The sequence below is a fragment of the Paracoccus sp. SMMA_5_TC genome (genome assembly GCF_009696685.2).
Taxonomy (GTDB): domain Bacteria; phylum Pseudomonadota; class Alphaproteobacteria; order Rhodobacterales; family Rhodobacteraceae; genus Paracoccus.
Genome location: NZ_CP102355.1, coordinates 930,476 through 945,092 on the forward strand (window position 1 = coordinate 930,476; position 14,617 = coordinate 945,092).

A 14,617-nucleotide genomic window follows, 5' to 3' on the forward strand; every position below is an offset into this window, starting at 1 on the left:
TGCATCACCGCGCTGGGGAAAGGGCTCGCCTTTCCGTGATTTCGTTGCAATGCCGCGGCTAAAGCGCGACACAACGGTCATACCCCGGGTGGTTCTCTGTCTGGGGCACACGAGAGAGACAAGAGGGAAAACCATGAAAAAGGTTCTTTTCGCCACCACCGCGCTGGTGATGACCGCCGGTGCTGCCGCTGCCGAGGTTGCCGTGTCCGGCACCGGCCGCATGGGTGTGATCTATGACGGCGACGACATGCAGTTCTCGAGCCGTGCTCGCGTCATCTTCACGCTGACCGGGGAATCGGATGCCGGCCTGTCGTTCGGCGGTGAATTCCGCGCCGACAACGCGGGCAACGCCAACCAGGGCATCGGCGGCCACGTCTATGTGTCGGGCACCTACGGCAAGCTGTCGATGGGCGACGTTGCCTCGGCTTCGGAAGAGGCGATCGGCGACCTGTATTCGGTCGGCTACACCGACACCACCTTCGCCGGCGACGTCGAAGAAATCAGCTACCTGACCGCCGACGGTGAAAACCTCGACCAGGGCCCGAACGCCCTGTACGAATACACCATGGACCAGATCTCGATCTACGCGTCGATGTCGGACGGTTCGGACAACGTGAAATGCGGCCTGGGCGCCATCGTCGGCACCGATCCGGTCTGCGACGTCGAAGGCGATGACATCGATTCCGACGTGGCCTACTCGCTGGCGGCGAAATACAGCGCCGACAACTTCTCGGCCGGTCTGGGCTATGCCAAGCAGGGCGACGCTTCGGAAATCGTGCTGGGCGGCGAAGGCAAGTTCAACAACTTCGCTGTGAAGGGTATCTTCGCCAAGTACGACGACCGCTTCATCGACGATCTGGAGTTCAAGCACACCGTTGGCGTCTCGGCCTCGTATCAGGCTGATGCGATCCTGGTGAAGGGCTTCTTCCGTCAGGACAAGTGGACCGAAGTGGCCACCGGCGACACCATGAAAATGGACTCGTGGGGCATCGGCGCCGACTACGACCTGGGCGGCGGCGCTGTCCTGGCCGGCGGCATCGTCGACAGCGACTACCTGAACGACACCGTTGCCGACCTGGGCGTGAAGTTCAAGTTCTGATCCTTCGGGACAGCAACGATCAGAGCGGGCCTTGCGCCCGCTCTTTTCTTTTGGGATTCATCGGCGCATGGGACTGGATGACATCAGGGGCCGCATCGACGCGGCCGCCACCGCGGCCGGGCGCAGCCCCGGCGATGTGACCTTGATCGCGGTCAGCAAGGTGCAGCCGCCCGCGCGCGTGCAGGCCGTGCTGGCGGCGGGGCATCGCGTCTTCGGCGAAAACTATGTGCAGGAGGCGGCCGGAAAATGGCCGCAATGGCGCCAGGACTTTCCCGGGGTCGAACTGCACATGATCGGGCCGTTGCAAAGCAACAAGCTGCGTCAGGCGCTGGAGCTTTTCGACGCGATCCACAGCCTCGACCGGCCGTCGCTGGCGCAGAAGCTGGCGCGTCAGGTGCAGGCGCGGGGACGTTGCCCGCAGCTGTTCGTGCAGATCAACACCGGCGCCGAACCGCAAAAGGCCGGGGTGCTGCCCGCCGAGGCGGACCGCTTTCTGTCCGAATGTCGGGCAATGGACCTTGCCCTGGCCGGATTGATGTGCATTCCGCCCGAGGATCAGCCGCCGCAGGAACACTTCCGTTTGCTGGCGCAGATCGCACATCAGAACGGCCTGTCGGGCCTGTCGATGGGCATGAGTGCGGATTTCGAGGTCGCGATCGCCCTGGGGGCCACGCATGTAAGGATCGGCAGCGCCATCTTTGGCCAGCGCAGCTACGGGGATGGGTCTGCCGGCTGACCGGCTTTGCGCTGCATTTGTCCTTTTTTGTTAACGCTTTCTTCATGGGCTGCATATCGGCCTTGCCAGATGCGCGCTATAGTTGCGGCAGGGTTGGTTGATTCGTAACGGGTGCTGCAATGTTGTTGCTGGGCAGTCTGATCAGTTTGCTGTTCGTGGGCCTGGCGATAGATGCGACCGCCACGACGCGCAGCCCCGAGGACGATCCCGACGAACCCGAACCGCCGCCCGAGCCCGAACCGGGGCCCGAGGATCTGGATATCGAAGGCACCGAGGGCGATGACTGGTTGGCCGGCGGCGACGGGGACGATCGGCTGATCGGCGACGCGGGAAATGACGATCTGCACGGCGGGCTGGGCGGCGACACGCTGCTGGGCGGCGATGGCAGCGACTGGCTTTATGGCGACGATGATTATGGCCCGGGGGGCGACGATTTCCTGGCCGGGGGCGCGGGTGCCGATTCCATGGCCGGGCAGGGCGGAAACGACACGCTGCATGGGGGCGCCGGCGATGACACCATGCTGGGGGGCGAAGGCGACGATCTGCTGACCGGAGGCTCTGGCAACGACTGGCTGATGGGAAATGCCGGCAATGACACGCTGATCGCCGGATCGGGCGAGGATGACCTTGACGGCGGCGATGGCGACGATCTGCTGATCGGCGGCGCCAGCCCGGATCGCGCCTGGCTGCACGGGGGCGCCGGCAAAGACACCTTGATGCCTGGACCGGGCGATTTCGCCGAAGGCGGAGAGGGCGAGGATCTGTTCGTCCTGGGCCCGACCGATCCTGCGCTTGCGCTTCCTGCCGATCATGTCCCGGTGATTTCCGGCTTCGATCCGGTCGAGGACCGGCTGGAACTGCGCTATCACGATGATGGACAGGGCACCGCGCCACAGTTGTCGCTGGAAAGCGATGACGAAGGCGCGGTCATTGTGCGGCTGGACGGGCTGGCGGTGGTGCGGGTGCTGGGCGGGGCAGGCCTGCGCAGCGCCGATATCGCCCTGGTGCCGGTTTCGCGCTGAGAGTGGCAAAAACTGCTTTCGCTGACGAGGATTTTCGCCTATACGCGCGCATCCGCCCGGCTTCTGCTGCGGCGGTATCTCCATGGGCCTGTGCTGGACGACATCCCGGCCTGTGCCATAACCCATTGTTCTGAAAGGAGCCCCCGATGTCGATTACCGTCGAGGAAAAGAATCGCGTGATGACCGAATTCGCCACCAAGAAAGGCGATACCGGTTCGCCCGAGGTGCAGGTTGCCATCCTGTCCTCGCGCATCGCCACGCTGACCGAGCATTTCAAGACGCACAAGAAGGACAACCACTCGCGTCGTGGCCTGCTGAAACTGGTCGCGCAGCGCCGCAAGCTGCTGGACTATCTGAAGCGCAAGGACGAAGCCCGCTATACCGATCTGATCGGCAAGCTTGGCCTGCGCCGCTGATCGCAGCCTGAATCGATCCTGACGCCCGCCACCATCCGGTTGCGGGCGTTTTTTTGTTCCGGACGCGGATTCCGGTTAACAAACCCTTAAAATACCACATGCTTTCCACGTTTTTCCGCGCGAGGAAGCATCTAGAATGTGCCTGTCGAACAGGAGACGGTGCATGTTGAACAGTATTGTAAATTCCCTTCTGAAACCCCTGACGCAGCCGGCGGCGGTTAACGCGAATGCCAGCAGCGCCGTTGCTGCCGCTGCCCAGCAACCCCCGGCAAGCGATTCGTCCTTGCGACCCGGATTTGGCTTCGATCTGTCACCGCAGGCATTGCAGCAGCTGGCCAGCATGTCGCAGACTGCGGATAACGGCTCGGACACGGCCCCCGCGGTGACGGCTGCGCAGCCGGGGGCAACCGCCGATACGGCCCCCGCTGCCATGGCTGTATCCCCTGATGCGCCTGCGGCCCCCGCCGCTGCGGCGGCACACAGGCCCAACCCTGCGATCGCCGCCGCCGACCGCCACCCTGCACCCCAGCTGCGCGACGCCGCTCGGATCGACCTGCCCGACGAGTCCGGACTTGATCTGGAAAGCGCCCGGGCCTGGGCCATCGCAAGCCTGAAGCGGGAAAGGCTGGGGGATCTGGTCTCGCGCCTGCAACCGGCCAACCCTCCGGTTGCATCCTCGGGCCATGCCCCGGCTGTTGGCGGCCCGCAGGACAGGACGGGCTGATCGCGCAGTTCCCCGATCGGGCCGAATCACCTCGGTTTGATCGGGGAACCGCCCGCGATGGGGCATGGTCCCGGATTCGCTATGGTCATATCGCCTTAATCCGGGAAAATCGTGGTCAATATGACCATTTTTCGGGGGAAAGACTGATCGAGGTTTGTTTCATTCTTTCAGAGCACACAACCTTGTGACATAGGCCCGCCCCATCTGGAAAATCGAGGGAGGTGACCATGGAGACGGGTGTCTGGATCAGTCTGACCGCCTATTTCCTGCTGATGATCGCCATCGGCGTCTATGCGTGGCGCAAGTCCACGTCCAATTCCGAAGAATACATCCTGGGCGGGCGCAACCTGTCGCCGTCTGTGGCGGCGCTGTCTGCCGGCGCCTCGGACATGAGCGGCTGGCTGCTGCTGGGCCTGCCGGGCGCGCTGTTCGTGTCGGGCCTGTCGCAAAGCTGGATCGGCATCGGTCTGACGCTGGGGGCGCTGCTGAACTGGATCATCGTCGCGCCCCGCCTGCGCGAGCAGACCGAGCACTATGACAACAGCCTGACCATCCCCGGCTTTCTGGGTAACCGCTTTCCCAGCACGGCCCGGCTGCTGCGCATGGTGTCGGCAGTGGTGATCGTGCTGTTCTTTGCCGTCTATACCGCTTCGGGGCTGGTGGGCGGCGGCAAGCTGTTCGCCAGCGCCTTTGGCGGCAGCTACATGACCGGTGTCCTGCTGACGCTGGGCATCGTGCTGGTCTATACCGCGATCGGCGGCTTTCTGGCCGTCAGCCTGACCGATTTCGTGCAGGGCTGCATCATGATGCTGGCGCTGGTGATCATGCCCATCGTGATCCTGACCACCGACGGTGGCCAGGGCATGGCGGTGGCGGCGGACCGGCTGACGGCGGTCGATCCCGATTACCTGTCGATGTGGAAGGGCGTGACCGCGCTGGGCTGGATTTCGGCCATGGCCTGGGGGCTGGGCTATTTCGGCCAGCCGCATATCATCGTGCGCTTCATGGCCGTGCGCAGCGTCGCCGATGTGCCGACCGCACGCAACATCGGCATGGGCTGGATGGTGATTTCGCTTGTGGGGGCCATCGCGCTGGGCATTTTCGGCCGCGCCTATGCGCTGCGCACCGGGCTTGAGGTATCGGACCCCGAAACCATCTTCATCCTGCTGGCCAATCTGCTGTTCCACCCGCTGGTGACCGGGTTCCTGTATGCGGCGCTGCTGGCGGCGATCATGTCCACCGTGTCCAGCCAGTTGCTGGTATCCTCGTCCTCGCTGACCGAGGATATCTATCACATGCTGCTCAAGCGCGATGCCAGCGACCGCGAACTGGTCAACATCGGCCGGCTGACCGTGCTGGGCGTGGGCCTGGTGGCGGCGGTGATCGCCAGCAACCCCGACAGCAAGGTTCTGGGGCTGGTCGCCAATGCCTGGGCCGGCTTCGGCGCCGCCTTCGGCCCGCTGATCCTGCTGTCGCTGACCTGGCGGCGGATGACCGGGGCAGGGGCGGTGGCCGGGCTGGTCGTCGGCGCGGTCACGGTGGCGCTGTGGATCGGTCTGGGCCTGAACAAGACTTTCATGGGCGAGGGGCTTTACGAAATCGTCCCGGGCTTTGTCGCCTCGTTCCTGGCCATCGTGCTGGTCAGCCTGGCCACGCCCGATCGTGGGGAATATCGCGCGCGCTGAGCCGGCGCCCATGCGTTCCGTCTGCGCCCGCCATTGTGGCGGGCGCATGACGTTTCGACCGCCGCTTCGGATGGCGCAGGATTGCGCCGATCCTGGCCGGGGCAACAGCAGGCTTTGCTTTTCGCGATGTTTTGCTGTATGCGCCCTGCATCTGCGACGTGACGCCATGCCCCGTGGCACATGCAAAGGATAGGGGCGGGGCGGCAATGGGGCCGCCATAGGACAAGGGGCGCCGGAGGGCCGGACGCACCCAGAGGAAACCAGATGTTTGATGTAGTGAAGAAATCGATCCAGTGGGGCCAGGAAACCCTGACGCTGGAAACGGGCAAGGTTGCCCGTCAGGCCGACGGTTCGGTCATCGCCACCCTGGGCGAGACCAGCGTGATGGCCAACGTCACCTTCGCCAAGGAACCCAAGCCCGGGCAGGACTTCTTCCCGCTGACGGTGCACTACCAGGAAAAATACTATGCCGCCGGCAAGGTGCCGGGCGGCTTCTTCAAGCGCGAGGCGCGCCCGACCGAAAAGGAAACGCTGACCGCGCGCCTGATCGATCGCCCCTGCCGCCCGCTGTTCGCCCCCGGCTTCAAGAACGAAGTCCTGGTCATGTGCACGGTGCTGAGCCATGATCTGGTCAACGATCCCGACATCGTGGCCATGATCGCCGCCTCGGCCGCGCTGACGATTTCGGGTGTGCCCTTCATGGGTCCGATCGGTGCCGCGCGGGTCGGCTTCGTGAATGGCGAATATGTCCTCAATCCCGAAGTTTCGGACATGGACAACCTGCGCGCCAATCCCGAACAGCGTCTGGACCTGGTGGTTGCCGGGACCAAGGACGCGGTGATGATGGTCGAATCCGAAGCCTATGAGCTGACCGAAGAGGAAATGCTGGGCGCGGTGAAATTCGGTCATCAGGCCATGCAGCCGGTGATCGATCTGATCATCGAACTGGCCGAGGCCGCCGCCAAGGAGCCTTTCGATTTCCAGTCGCCCGACTATTCGGCGCTCTATGCCCGGGTCAAGGAACTGGGCGAGGCCGAGATGCGCGCCGCCTATGCCATTCGCGACAAGAGCGAGCGTCGTGATGCCATCGAGGCGGTGAAGGCCCGCATCACCGAGAACCTGACCGAGGAAGAGCTGGCCGACATCAACCTGGGTTCGGCGCTGAAAAAGCTGGAATCGGCGATCCTGCGCGGCGGCATCATCGACGGCGCCCCGCGCATCGACGGGCGCGACAACCGCACCGTGCGCCCGATCGATTGCGAGGTTGGGATCCTGCCGCGCACCCATGGCTCGGCGCTGTTCACCCGCGGTGAAACCCAGGCGCTGGTCGTGACCACCCTGGGAACGGGCGATGACGAACAGATCATCGACGCGCTGCACGGCAATTTCCGCTCGAACTTCCTGCTGCATTACAACTTCCCGCCCTATTCGGTGGGCGAGGTGGGCCGCGTCGGTTCTCCCGGCCGGCGCGAGATCGGCCACGGCAAGCTGGCCTGGCGGGCGCTGCAGGCGGTTCTGCCGGCGCCGACCGATTTTCCCTATACCATCCGCGTGGTCAGCGAGATCACCGAATCGAACGGTTCCTCCAGCATGGCCTCGGTCTGCGGCGGGTCGCTGTCGATGATGGATGCGGGCGTGCCGCTGAAGGCGCCGGTCGCCGGCGTCGCCATGGGCCTGATCCTCGAGGATGCCGACCGCTGGGCGGTTCTGACCGACATCCTGGGTGACGAGGACCATCTGGGCGACATGGACTTCAAGGTCGCCGGCACGGCGAACGGCATCACCAGCCTGCAGATGGACATCAAGGTCGCCGGGATCACACCGGAAATCATGGCGCAGGCCCTGGCGCAGGCCAAGGATGGGCGCCTGCACATCCTGGCCGAGATGTCCAAGGCCCTGACCGAAGGCCGGCGCGAATTCAGCGCCCATGCCCCGCGCATCGAGACCATGCAGATCCCCACCGACAAGATCCGCGAAGTGATCGGCTCGGGCGGCAAGGTGATCCGCGAGATCGTCGAGGTTTCGGGCGCCAAGGTGGACATCAACGACGATGGCACCATCAAGATCGCCTCGGCCAATGCCGATTCGATCAAGAAGGCCTATGACATGATCTATTCGATCGTGGCCGAGCCGGAAGAGGGCAAGATCTATACCGGCAAGGTGGTCAAGCTGGTCGATTTCGGCGCCTTCGTGAACTTCTTTGGCAAGCGCGACGGCCTGGTGCATGTGTCCCAGATCGCCAACAAGCGCCTGAACCACCCCAACGAGGTGCTGAAGGAGGGCCAGGAGGTCAAGGTCAAGCTGCTGGGCTTTGACGACCGCGGCAAGGTGCGCCTGGGCATGAAGATGGTCGATCAGGAAACCGGCGAGGAAATCGTCGCCGAGAAGAAGGAAGAGGCCGCCGAGGGCTGATCGCTTTCTGTCGATTCAATAACCGTCCCGCCCATGGCCATCGCTCTGGGCGGGATGCCTGCCTTGAAGAACCGCGGTTTTCGCCGAGGTGATACGGATGACGCAAAGCGACATTGCAAGCCTGTGGATCGGCGATCGGCTGGGCGACATCGAACTGGCTTCGATCGCGTCCTTCCTGCGGCAAGGTCACGACTTCACCCTTTACAGCTATGGTCCGGTGGCGAATGTGCCAGAGGGGGTGCGGCTGGAAGATGCCCGACAGATTTTGCCGGGCGACCAGATCCTGCGCTATTGGCGCAATGGGAATCCGGCCCTGCATGCCGATGTGTTCCGCTATGCGATGATCGCGCGGACCGGGGCGATCTGGGTCGATCTTGACGTCATCGCGCTGCGGCCGTTCCGCTTTCCCGGGCCATGGGTTTTCGGTTACGAGGATGCCGAACAGGTCAATAACGCGGTTCTGGGCCTGCCGGCCGATTCGCCGATGCTTGCGCGGCTGCTGGAAATGCGGCCCGACACGCGCGGGGTGCCGCCGCATCTGACCGGCGCCAGACGTCTGAAATACCGCCTGCGCGGCTGGCTGACGGGGGGCGTGCCGATTTCGCGATGGCCCTGGGCCAGCACCGGGCCACGCGCCGTCACCCTGTTCGCACGGCAAAGCGGCGAAATCCGCCACGCGCTGCCGCCGACGGCCTTTTATGCCATCCCGCATCACGCCGCCCGCAGCCTGCTTGTGCCGGGCGGGTTGAGCGCGGGCATGCTGCCGGAAGATGCCTATGGCGTGCATTTGTGGGGCGGCGAATTGCGCCGGATCCTGACGGATGAATTTGACGGGCGGGTGCCGGCGACATCATTTCTTGGTCAGCAACTGGCGATGGCCCGTTGACGCCGACGATGGCCTTGGCGCAAACCGGGCCCGTGCTGCAGCAGGTTTGGCCATGATCCTTCCCATTTCCGCCTTCATCATCTGCCAGAACGAAGAACGGGTGATCGAAAACTGCATCCGCAGCGTCGCGTTCTGTGCGGAAATCGTGGTGGTGGATTCGGGTTCCACCGACGGCACGCTGGCGATCCTGGAACGGCTGCGGGCCGAGGGGTTGCCGCTGAAGATCCTGCAAGAGCCCTGGCGCGGCTTTGGCGCGCAAAAGCAGTTCGCGCTGGATCAGTGCAGCCAGGAATGGTGCCTCAGCATCGACAGCGACGAACGGGTCAGCCCGCGGCTGGCGGCGATCTTTCCCTCGCTGTTGCAGGATCCGGCGGTGAATGGCTGGAAGATCACCCGCTATGACTATCTGAACGGCTATGGTTATGTGCCGCCTTCGTCGCATGAACGCTATCATAACCGGCTGTTCCGACGCGGCACGGGCCGATTCAACACCACCGACCTGGTTCATGAGGGAATCGAGATCGACGGGCAGGTGCGCAAGGCCCGCCCCGGAGGGCTGCTGCATTTCAGCCCCATCGTGCTGAACGATCAGATGCTCAAGGAAAATCGCTACTCGACGCTGAAGGCGCAGATGAAGGCACAGCGCGGCATGCCGCCGCGGCCGTGGAAGATGCTGTTCAGCCCGCCGATCTTCTTTCTGCGCTGGTATCTGGCGCATGGCATGTGGCGCTGCGGCTGGCCGGGGCTGATCCATTGCGCCAAGGGCGCGATCTATTCCTTCCTGACCGAGGCCAAGCGCTATGAAAACGCCGCCATGCAGCGCGTGCCGCCGGTCGAGCCGGTCGAGGTTGATCGCTACTGAGCCGCGGGGCGCGGCGATGACCCGCGCCCCCCGGCCCCGCCGGCCGTCGGATCAGGCCGGATCCTTGGCATAGCGCAGATAGGGCAGTTTCTTGTCCAGCTGTCCGTATTTCGCCTCGGCCTGGGCATCGTCCAGCGCCAGCGCCACGATCACATCCTGGCCCGGCACCCAGTTCGCGGGCGTGGCCAGCGGCACGCCGTCGGTCTTGCGCACCGCATCCAGCGCCCGCAGGATTTCGGCGAAATTGCGCCCGACCGACATCGGATAGGTCATGGTCAGCCGCACCTTCTTGTCGGGGCCGATGATGAACACCGTGCGCACCGTGGCCGAATCTTGAGGCGTGCGGCCTTCGCTGGGCAGGTAATAGTCGGCCGGCAGCATGTCATAGGCCTTGGCCACGGTCAGGTCGCTGTCGTCGATGATGGCGAAATTGGCCGGGGTGCCGGCAACCTTCTCGATGTCCTGTTTCCATTTCACATGGTCGTCGACGGAATCGACCGACACACCCAGAACCTTGGTATTGCGCTTTTCGAACTCGGGCGCCAGCTGCGCCACGGCGCCGAATTCGGTGGTGCAGACCGGCGTGAAATCGCGCGGATGCGAAAACAGGATGGCATAGCTGTCGCCGATCCAGTCATGGAAACGGATCTTGCCCTCGGTCGAATCGGCGGTGAAATCGGGGGCGGTATCGTTGATGCGCAGGGACATGATGCAATCCTTTGCTTGTTGGCTCGGGGTGAACATAGGCATCGCGTTGCGGGTTGCAAACCCGACACGACGGTCAGGATGCCGCAGGGTCCGGCCGGGGCAGGCCGCTCTTGCGCAGCGGCGCCGGGGGTGCCACGTTACCGCCACAGCCGGAAAGGAGCCGCCCATGAGCCAGATTGCAGACAAGCGGAAATTCTATATCGACGGCGCCTGGGTCGATCCGCGCGCGCCGCGCGATCTCGAGGTGATCGACCCTTCGACCGAAGAGCCGGTGGCGGTGATCAGCCTGGGCGACCAGGCCGATACCGATGCGGCGGTGGCCGCAGCCAAGGCGGCCTTTCCGGCCTGGGCCGCAACCCCGCCAGCCGAGCGCCTGGCCCATGTCGAGCGTATCCTGCAGATCTATCGCCGCCGCGCGGCGGATATCGCGGCGGCGATCACCGCCGAGATGGGCGCGCCGCAGGACATGGCCCTGGCCGATCAGGCCGAATCCGGCGCCTATCACATCGAAACCTTCATCGACTGCTTCCGCGATTTCGAGTTCCTGCGCCCGCTGGGGCCGCATGCGCCCGATTCCATGGTGGCCTGGGAACCGGTGGGCGTGGTCGGTCTGATCACCCCTTGGAACTGGCCGATGAACCAGGTGACGCTGAAGGTGATCCCGGCATTGCTGGCCGGCGACACCGTGGTGCTGAAACCCAGCGAGATCGCGCCGCTGAGTTCCATCGTGTTCAGCGAGATCATCGACGAGGCCGGCCTGCCGCGCGGCGTCTACAACATGGTGAATGGTGACGGGCAGGGCGTGGGCACGCAGCTGTCCACCCATCCCGACGTCGACATGATCAGCTTTACCGGCTCGACCCGGGCCGGCATCGCCATCACCAAGGCCGCCGCCGACACGGTCAAGAAGGTGGCGCTGGAACTGGGCGGCAAGGGCGCGAACCTGATCTTTGCCGATGCCGATGCCAATGCGGTCAAGCGCGGGGCCCGGCACTGTTTTTACAACAGCGGCCAATCCTGCAACGCGCCGACCCGGATGCTGGTCGAGCGTTCGTTCTACGACATCGCGGTGGAACAGGCCCGCAAGGTGGCCGAGGAAACCCAGGTCGCCAGTGCCCATCAGCCCGGCCGGCACATCGGTCCGGTGGTCAGCAAGCAGCAATGGGACAAGATCCAGGATCTGATCCAGAAGGGCATCGACGAGGGCGCCCGCCTGGTCGCGGGCGGCCCCGGCTTGCCCGAAGGGGTCAACCGCGGGTATTTCGTGCGCCCCACCGTTTTCGCCGATGTCAGCAACGACATGACCATCGCGCGGCAGGAAATCTTTGGCCCGGTGCTGTCGATCATCCCCTTCGACACCGAGGAAGAGGCGGTGCGCATCGCCAATGACACCATCTACGGGCTGACCAACTATGTCCAAAGCCAGGATGGCGCCCGGCGCAACCGGCTGGCGCGGCAGCTGCGCGCCGGCATGGTGGAAATGAACGGTGCCCGGCGCGGGCGCGGCTCGGCCTTCGGCGGGGTCAAGGCCTCGGGGCGGGCGCGCGAAGGCGGCATCTGGGGGCTCGAGGAGTTCATGGACAGCAAGCAGATCAGCGGCTGGGATACCGCAGCCACCGGACAGGCGGATTGATGCAGAGCATCCTGATCACCGGCGCCGGCAGCGGTCTGGGCCGGGTGACGGCGCGGCGGTTCCTGCAGGCCGGCTGGGCGGTCGGTCTGATCGGCCGGCGCGCCGATGCCCTGGCCGAAACCGCCGAGGGTCATCCCGGCGCGCTGGTGCTGCCCTGCGATGTCACCGACGAGGCGGCGGTGGATGCCGCCTTTGCCCGTGCGGTGGAACAATGGGGGCGGCTGGATGCGCTGTTCAACAACGCTGGTGCGCTGCTGGTGTCGCGGCTGATCGACGACATTTCCTATGCCGAGTGGCGCGCGGTCGCCGGGGTGAACATCGATGGCATGTTCCTGTGCGCCCGTGCCGCCTTTCGCCAGATGCGCCGCCAGAACCCCATGGGCGGGCGCATCATCAACAACGGCTCGATCGCGGCGCAGGTGCCGCGGCCGGGTTCGGTGCCCTATACCATGTCGAAACATGCGGTCACCGGCCTGACGCGCACGCTGGCCCTGGACGGGCGCGCCTTTGACATCGCCTGCGGGCAGATCGACATCGGCAATGCCATGACCGACATGGTCCAGGCGATGACCCAGGGCGTGCCGCAGGCCGATGGCAGCACCCGGGCCGAGCCGGTGATGGATGCCGCCCATGTCGCCGAGGCGGTGTTGCAGATGGCCAGCCTGCCGCTGACGGCCAATGTGCTGAACATGACGATCATGGCCACGAACATGCCCTTTGTCGGGCGCGGATAGGGGGATGGAATGAAGCTGTTGCGCTATGGCGACCCAGGGCAGGAACGCCCCGGCCTGCTGGACGATCAGGGCCGCATCCGCGATCTGTCGGCCCATGTGGCCGACCTGGCCGACGAGGTGCTGTCGCCGCAGGGGCTGGCGGCGCTGGCGGCCCTGCCCGTGGACAGCCTGCCCCTGGTCTCGGGCCAGCCGCGGCTGGGCCCCTGCGTGGGCAACATGCGCAAGTTCATCGCCATCGGCCTGAATTACGCCGATCACGCGGCCGAGGCCGGCCTGCCGGTCCCCGCCGAACCCATCGTGTTCAGCAAGTTCAGCAGCTGCCTGTCCGGTCCCGACGACGACGTGATCCTGCCGCCGGGTTCGGTCAAGACCGATTGGGAGGTCGAGCTGGGCGTGGTCATCGGCAGCCGCGCCAGCCGGGTGCCGCAGGCGCGCGCCCTTGACCATGTCGCCGGCTATTGCGTGGTCAACGACATTTCCGAACGCGAGTGGCAGGCCGAACGCGGCGGCACCTGGGACAAGGGCAAGGGCTTCGACAGCTTCGGCCCGGTCGGCCCCTGGCTGGTCACCCGCGATGAAATCCCCGATCCGCAGGCGCTGGACCTGTGGCTGGAGATCGATGGCCACCGCTATCAGCAGGGCAGCACCGCGCGGATGATCTTCGATGTGGCGCATCTGGTGCATTACTGTTCCCAGATCATGACGCTGATGCCGGGCGACATCATTACCACCGGCACGCCCCCCGGCGTCGGCATGGGCCAGAAGCCGCCGGTGTTCCTGCGCGGCGGCGAGGTGATGCGGCTGGGCATCACCGGGCTGGGCGAACAGTGCCAGAAGGTGCGGCGGGCCGATTAGCGACGGGCCGTCCGATCAGGCCAGCGTGGTCAGAACGCTGTCGAGGCTTTCGGTATTGGTGAAATGTTCGGGCGACAGCCGCGCGAGGCCGGCCAGGTCATGCAGCACCCGCCGCAGGTGCAGGCGGATCGCAGACTCGGCGGCGGCGGGGTCGCCGCTGGCGATCGCCTCGACAATCGCGCGGTGCTGGGCCAGCATGATGTCATGCGGCGTCATCGCCGCCAGCAGGTGGCGGGCGCGGTCCAGATGCACCTTCATCTGTTGCAGATGTTCCCAGACCAGCGACTTGCCGGCGATGGCGGCCAGGCTGGCGTGAAATTCCTCGTCAAGCTGCGTCAGGCGGGTGGGATCGCTTTCCCGGGCCTGCTGCGCCAGCTGGCCGCGCAGGGCCTGAAGATCGGCCGGACTGGCGACGCGGGCGGCCAGGCGGACGATGTCGGCCTCGACCGATTCGCGGATGAAGCGGGTGCCCAGCACCCATTCCATGTCGATGCGGGTGACGAAGGTGCCGCGCTGGGGGCGCACCTCGAGCAGGCCGTGGCCGGCCAGGCGGATGAAGGCCTCGCGCACTGGCTGGCGCGACAGCGCGTATTGGTCGGCGATTTCCTGTTCGGACAGCCGGGTGCCGGGCGGCAGTTCGCCGGTCACGATGCGCTGGCGCAACCGCGCCTGAAGCTGTGCGGCATAGGGCAGGGGGCCGGTCCCCTGGGTCAGGCTGGGCGCGACAAGCGGCGCGACGGCGGCGGTCATGAAGGCCTCGGCAGGACTTGACTGATAAGCCTTACCCTGCGTCAACTTGCCGCTTCGCGCAAGCATTTGCGCTGGCGCAGGCAGGGGCCCTGGCC

At 65.2% G+C, this 14,617-nt stretch carries 14 protein-coding genes; 12 read left to right on the forward strand and 2 right to left on the reverse strand.

Annotation, left to right across the window (positions count from 1 at the left end; all coding sequences use genetic code 11):
• Positions 1–133 precede the first annotated feature (133 nt).
• The 9 genes from GB880_RS04690 to GB880_RS04740 all read left to right on the forward strand — a co-directional run bounded on the left by GB880_RS04690 (position 134) and on the right by GB880_RS04740 (position 9,842).
• Positions 134–1,099, forward strand: a complete 966-nt coding sequence (locus tag GB880_RS04690) for a porin (RefSeq protein ID WP_154493578.1) — start codon at positions 134–136, stop codon at positions 1,097–1,099.
• A 67-nt stretch (positions 1,100–1,166) separates the two neighbouring features.
• Positions 1,167–1,835 (forward strand): YggS family pyridoxal phosphate-dependent enzyme, encoded by a 669-nt coding sequence (locus GB880_RS04695; protein WP_154493579.1) that lies wholly within the window; start codon positions 1,167–1,169, stop codon positions 1,833–1,835.
• A 119-nt stretch (positions 1,836–1,954) separates the two neighbouring features.
• Positions 1,955–2,857 carry a calcium-binding protein gene (locus GB880_RS15825; protein WP_154493580.1) on the forward strand — a complete coding sequence of 301 codons (903 nt, stop codon included), beginning with the start codon at positions 1,955–1,957 and terminating at the stop codon, positions 2,855–2,857.
• A 146-nt stretch (positions 2,858–3,003) separates the two neighbouring features.
• Positions 3,004–3,273: a 30S ribosomal protein S15 gene (rpsO, locus tag GB880_RS04715; protein WP_024842753.1), complete on the forward strand. Its 270-nt coding sequence runs from the start codon at positions 3,004–3,006 to the stop codon at positions 3,271–3,273.
• A 163-nt stretch (positions 3,274–3,436) separates the two neighbouring features.
• Positions 3,437–3,997 (forward strand): hypothetical protein, encoded by a 561-nt coding sequence (locus GB880_RS04720; protein ID WP_263467325.1) that lies wholly within the window; start codon positions 3,437–3,439, stop codon positions 3,995–3,997.
• A gap of 227 nt (positions 3,998–4,224) precedes the next feature.
• Complete coding sequence (putP, locus tag GB880_RS04725; protein ID WP_154493581.1) at positions 4,225–5,682, forward strand: sodium/proline symporter PutP; 1,458 nt, start codon at positions 4,225–4,227, stop codon at positions 5,680–5,682.
• Positions 5,683–5,946: 264 nt separating this feature from the next.
• A complete protein-coding gene (gene pnp / locus GB880_RS04730; RefSeq protein WP_154493582.1) occupies positions 5,947–8,094 on the forward strand; it encodes a polyribonucleotide nucleotidyltransferase in 2,148 nt (715 codons plus the stop codon).
• 97 nt (positions 8,095–8,191) lie between these two features.
• Positions 8,192–8,980 carry a hypothetical protein gene (locus GB880_RS04735; RefSeq protein WP_154493583.1) on the forward strand — a complete coding sequence of 263 codons (789 nt, stop codon included), beginning with the start codon at positions 8,192–8,194 and terminating at the stop codon, positions 8,978–8,980.
• Between the two features lie 52 nt (positions 8,981–9,032).
• Entirely contained in the window at positions 9,033–9,842 is an 810-nt protein-coding gene (locus GB880_RS04740) for a glycosyltransferase family 2 protein (protein ID WP_154493584.1), read from the forward strand.
• Between the two features lie 51 nt (positions 9,843–9,893).
• Here the strand turns inward: GB880_RS04740 and GB880_RS04745 are convergent, their stop codons facing one another.
• Positions 9,894–10,550, reverse strand: a complete 657-nt coding sequence (locus GB880_RS04745) for a peroxiredoxin (protein ID WP_154493585.1) — start codon at positions 10,548–10,550, stop codon at positions 9,894–9,896.
• Between the two features lie 166 nt (positions 10,551–10,716).
• Here GB880_RS04745 and GB880_RS04750 point away from each other — a divergent pair, with 166 nt between their 5' ends.
• From GB880_RS04750 to GB880_RS04760, 3 genes are read left to right on the forward strand one after another with little or no spacing between them, the layout of a single operon-like run.
• Positions 10,717–12,183 carry an aldehyde dehydrogenase family protein gene (locus GB880_RS04750; protein WP_154493586.1) on the forward strand — a complete coding sequence of 489 codons (1,467 nt, stop codon included), beginning with the start codon at positions 10,717–10,719 and terminating at the stop codon, positions 12,181–12,183.
• On the forward strand, positions 12,183–12,917 hold the full coding sequence (locus tag GB880_RS04755) for an SDR family oxidoreductase (RefSeq protein ID WP_154493587.1): 735 nt from the start codon (positions 12,183–12,185) through the stop codon (positions 12,915–12,917). The genes GB880_RS04750 and GB880_RS04755 overlap by 1 nt, the downstream gene beginning before the upstream one ends.
• 9 nt (positions 12,918–12,926) lie before the next feature.
• Positions 12,927–13,772 (forward strand): ureidoglycolate lyase, encoded by an 846-nt coding sequence (locus tag GB880_RS04760; RefSeq protein ID WP_154493588.1) that lies wholly within the window; start codon positions 12,927–12,929, stop codon positions 13,770–13,772.
• A gap of 15 nt (positions 13,773–13,787) precedes the next feature.
• Here the strand turns inward: GB880_RS04760 and GB880_RS04765 are convergent, their stop codons facing one another.
• Entirely contained in the window at positions 13,788–14,522 is a 735-nt protein-coding gene (locus GB880_RS04765; RefSeq protein ID WP_154493589.1) for a GntR family transcriptional regulator, read from the reverse strand.
• Between the last annotated feature and the right edge of the window lie 95 nt (positions 14,523–14,617).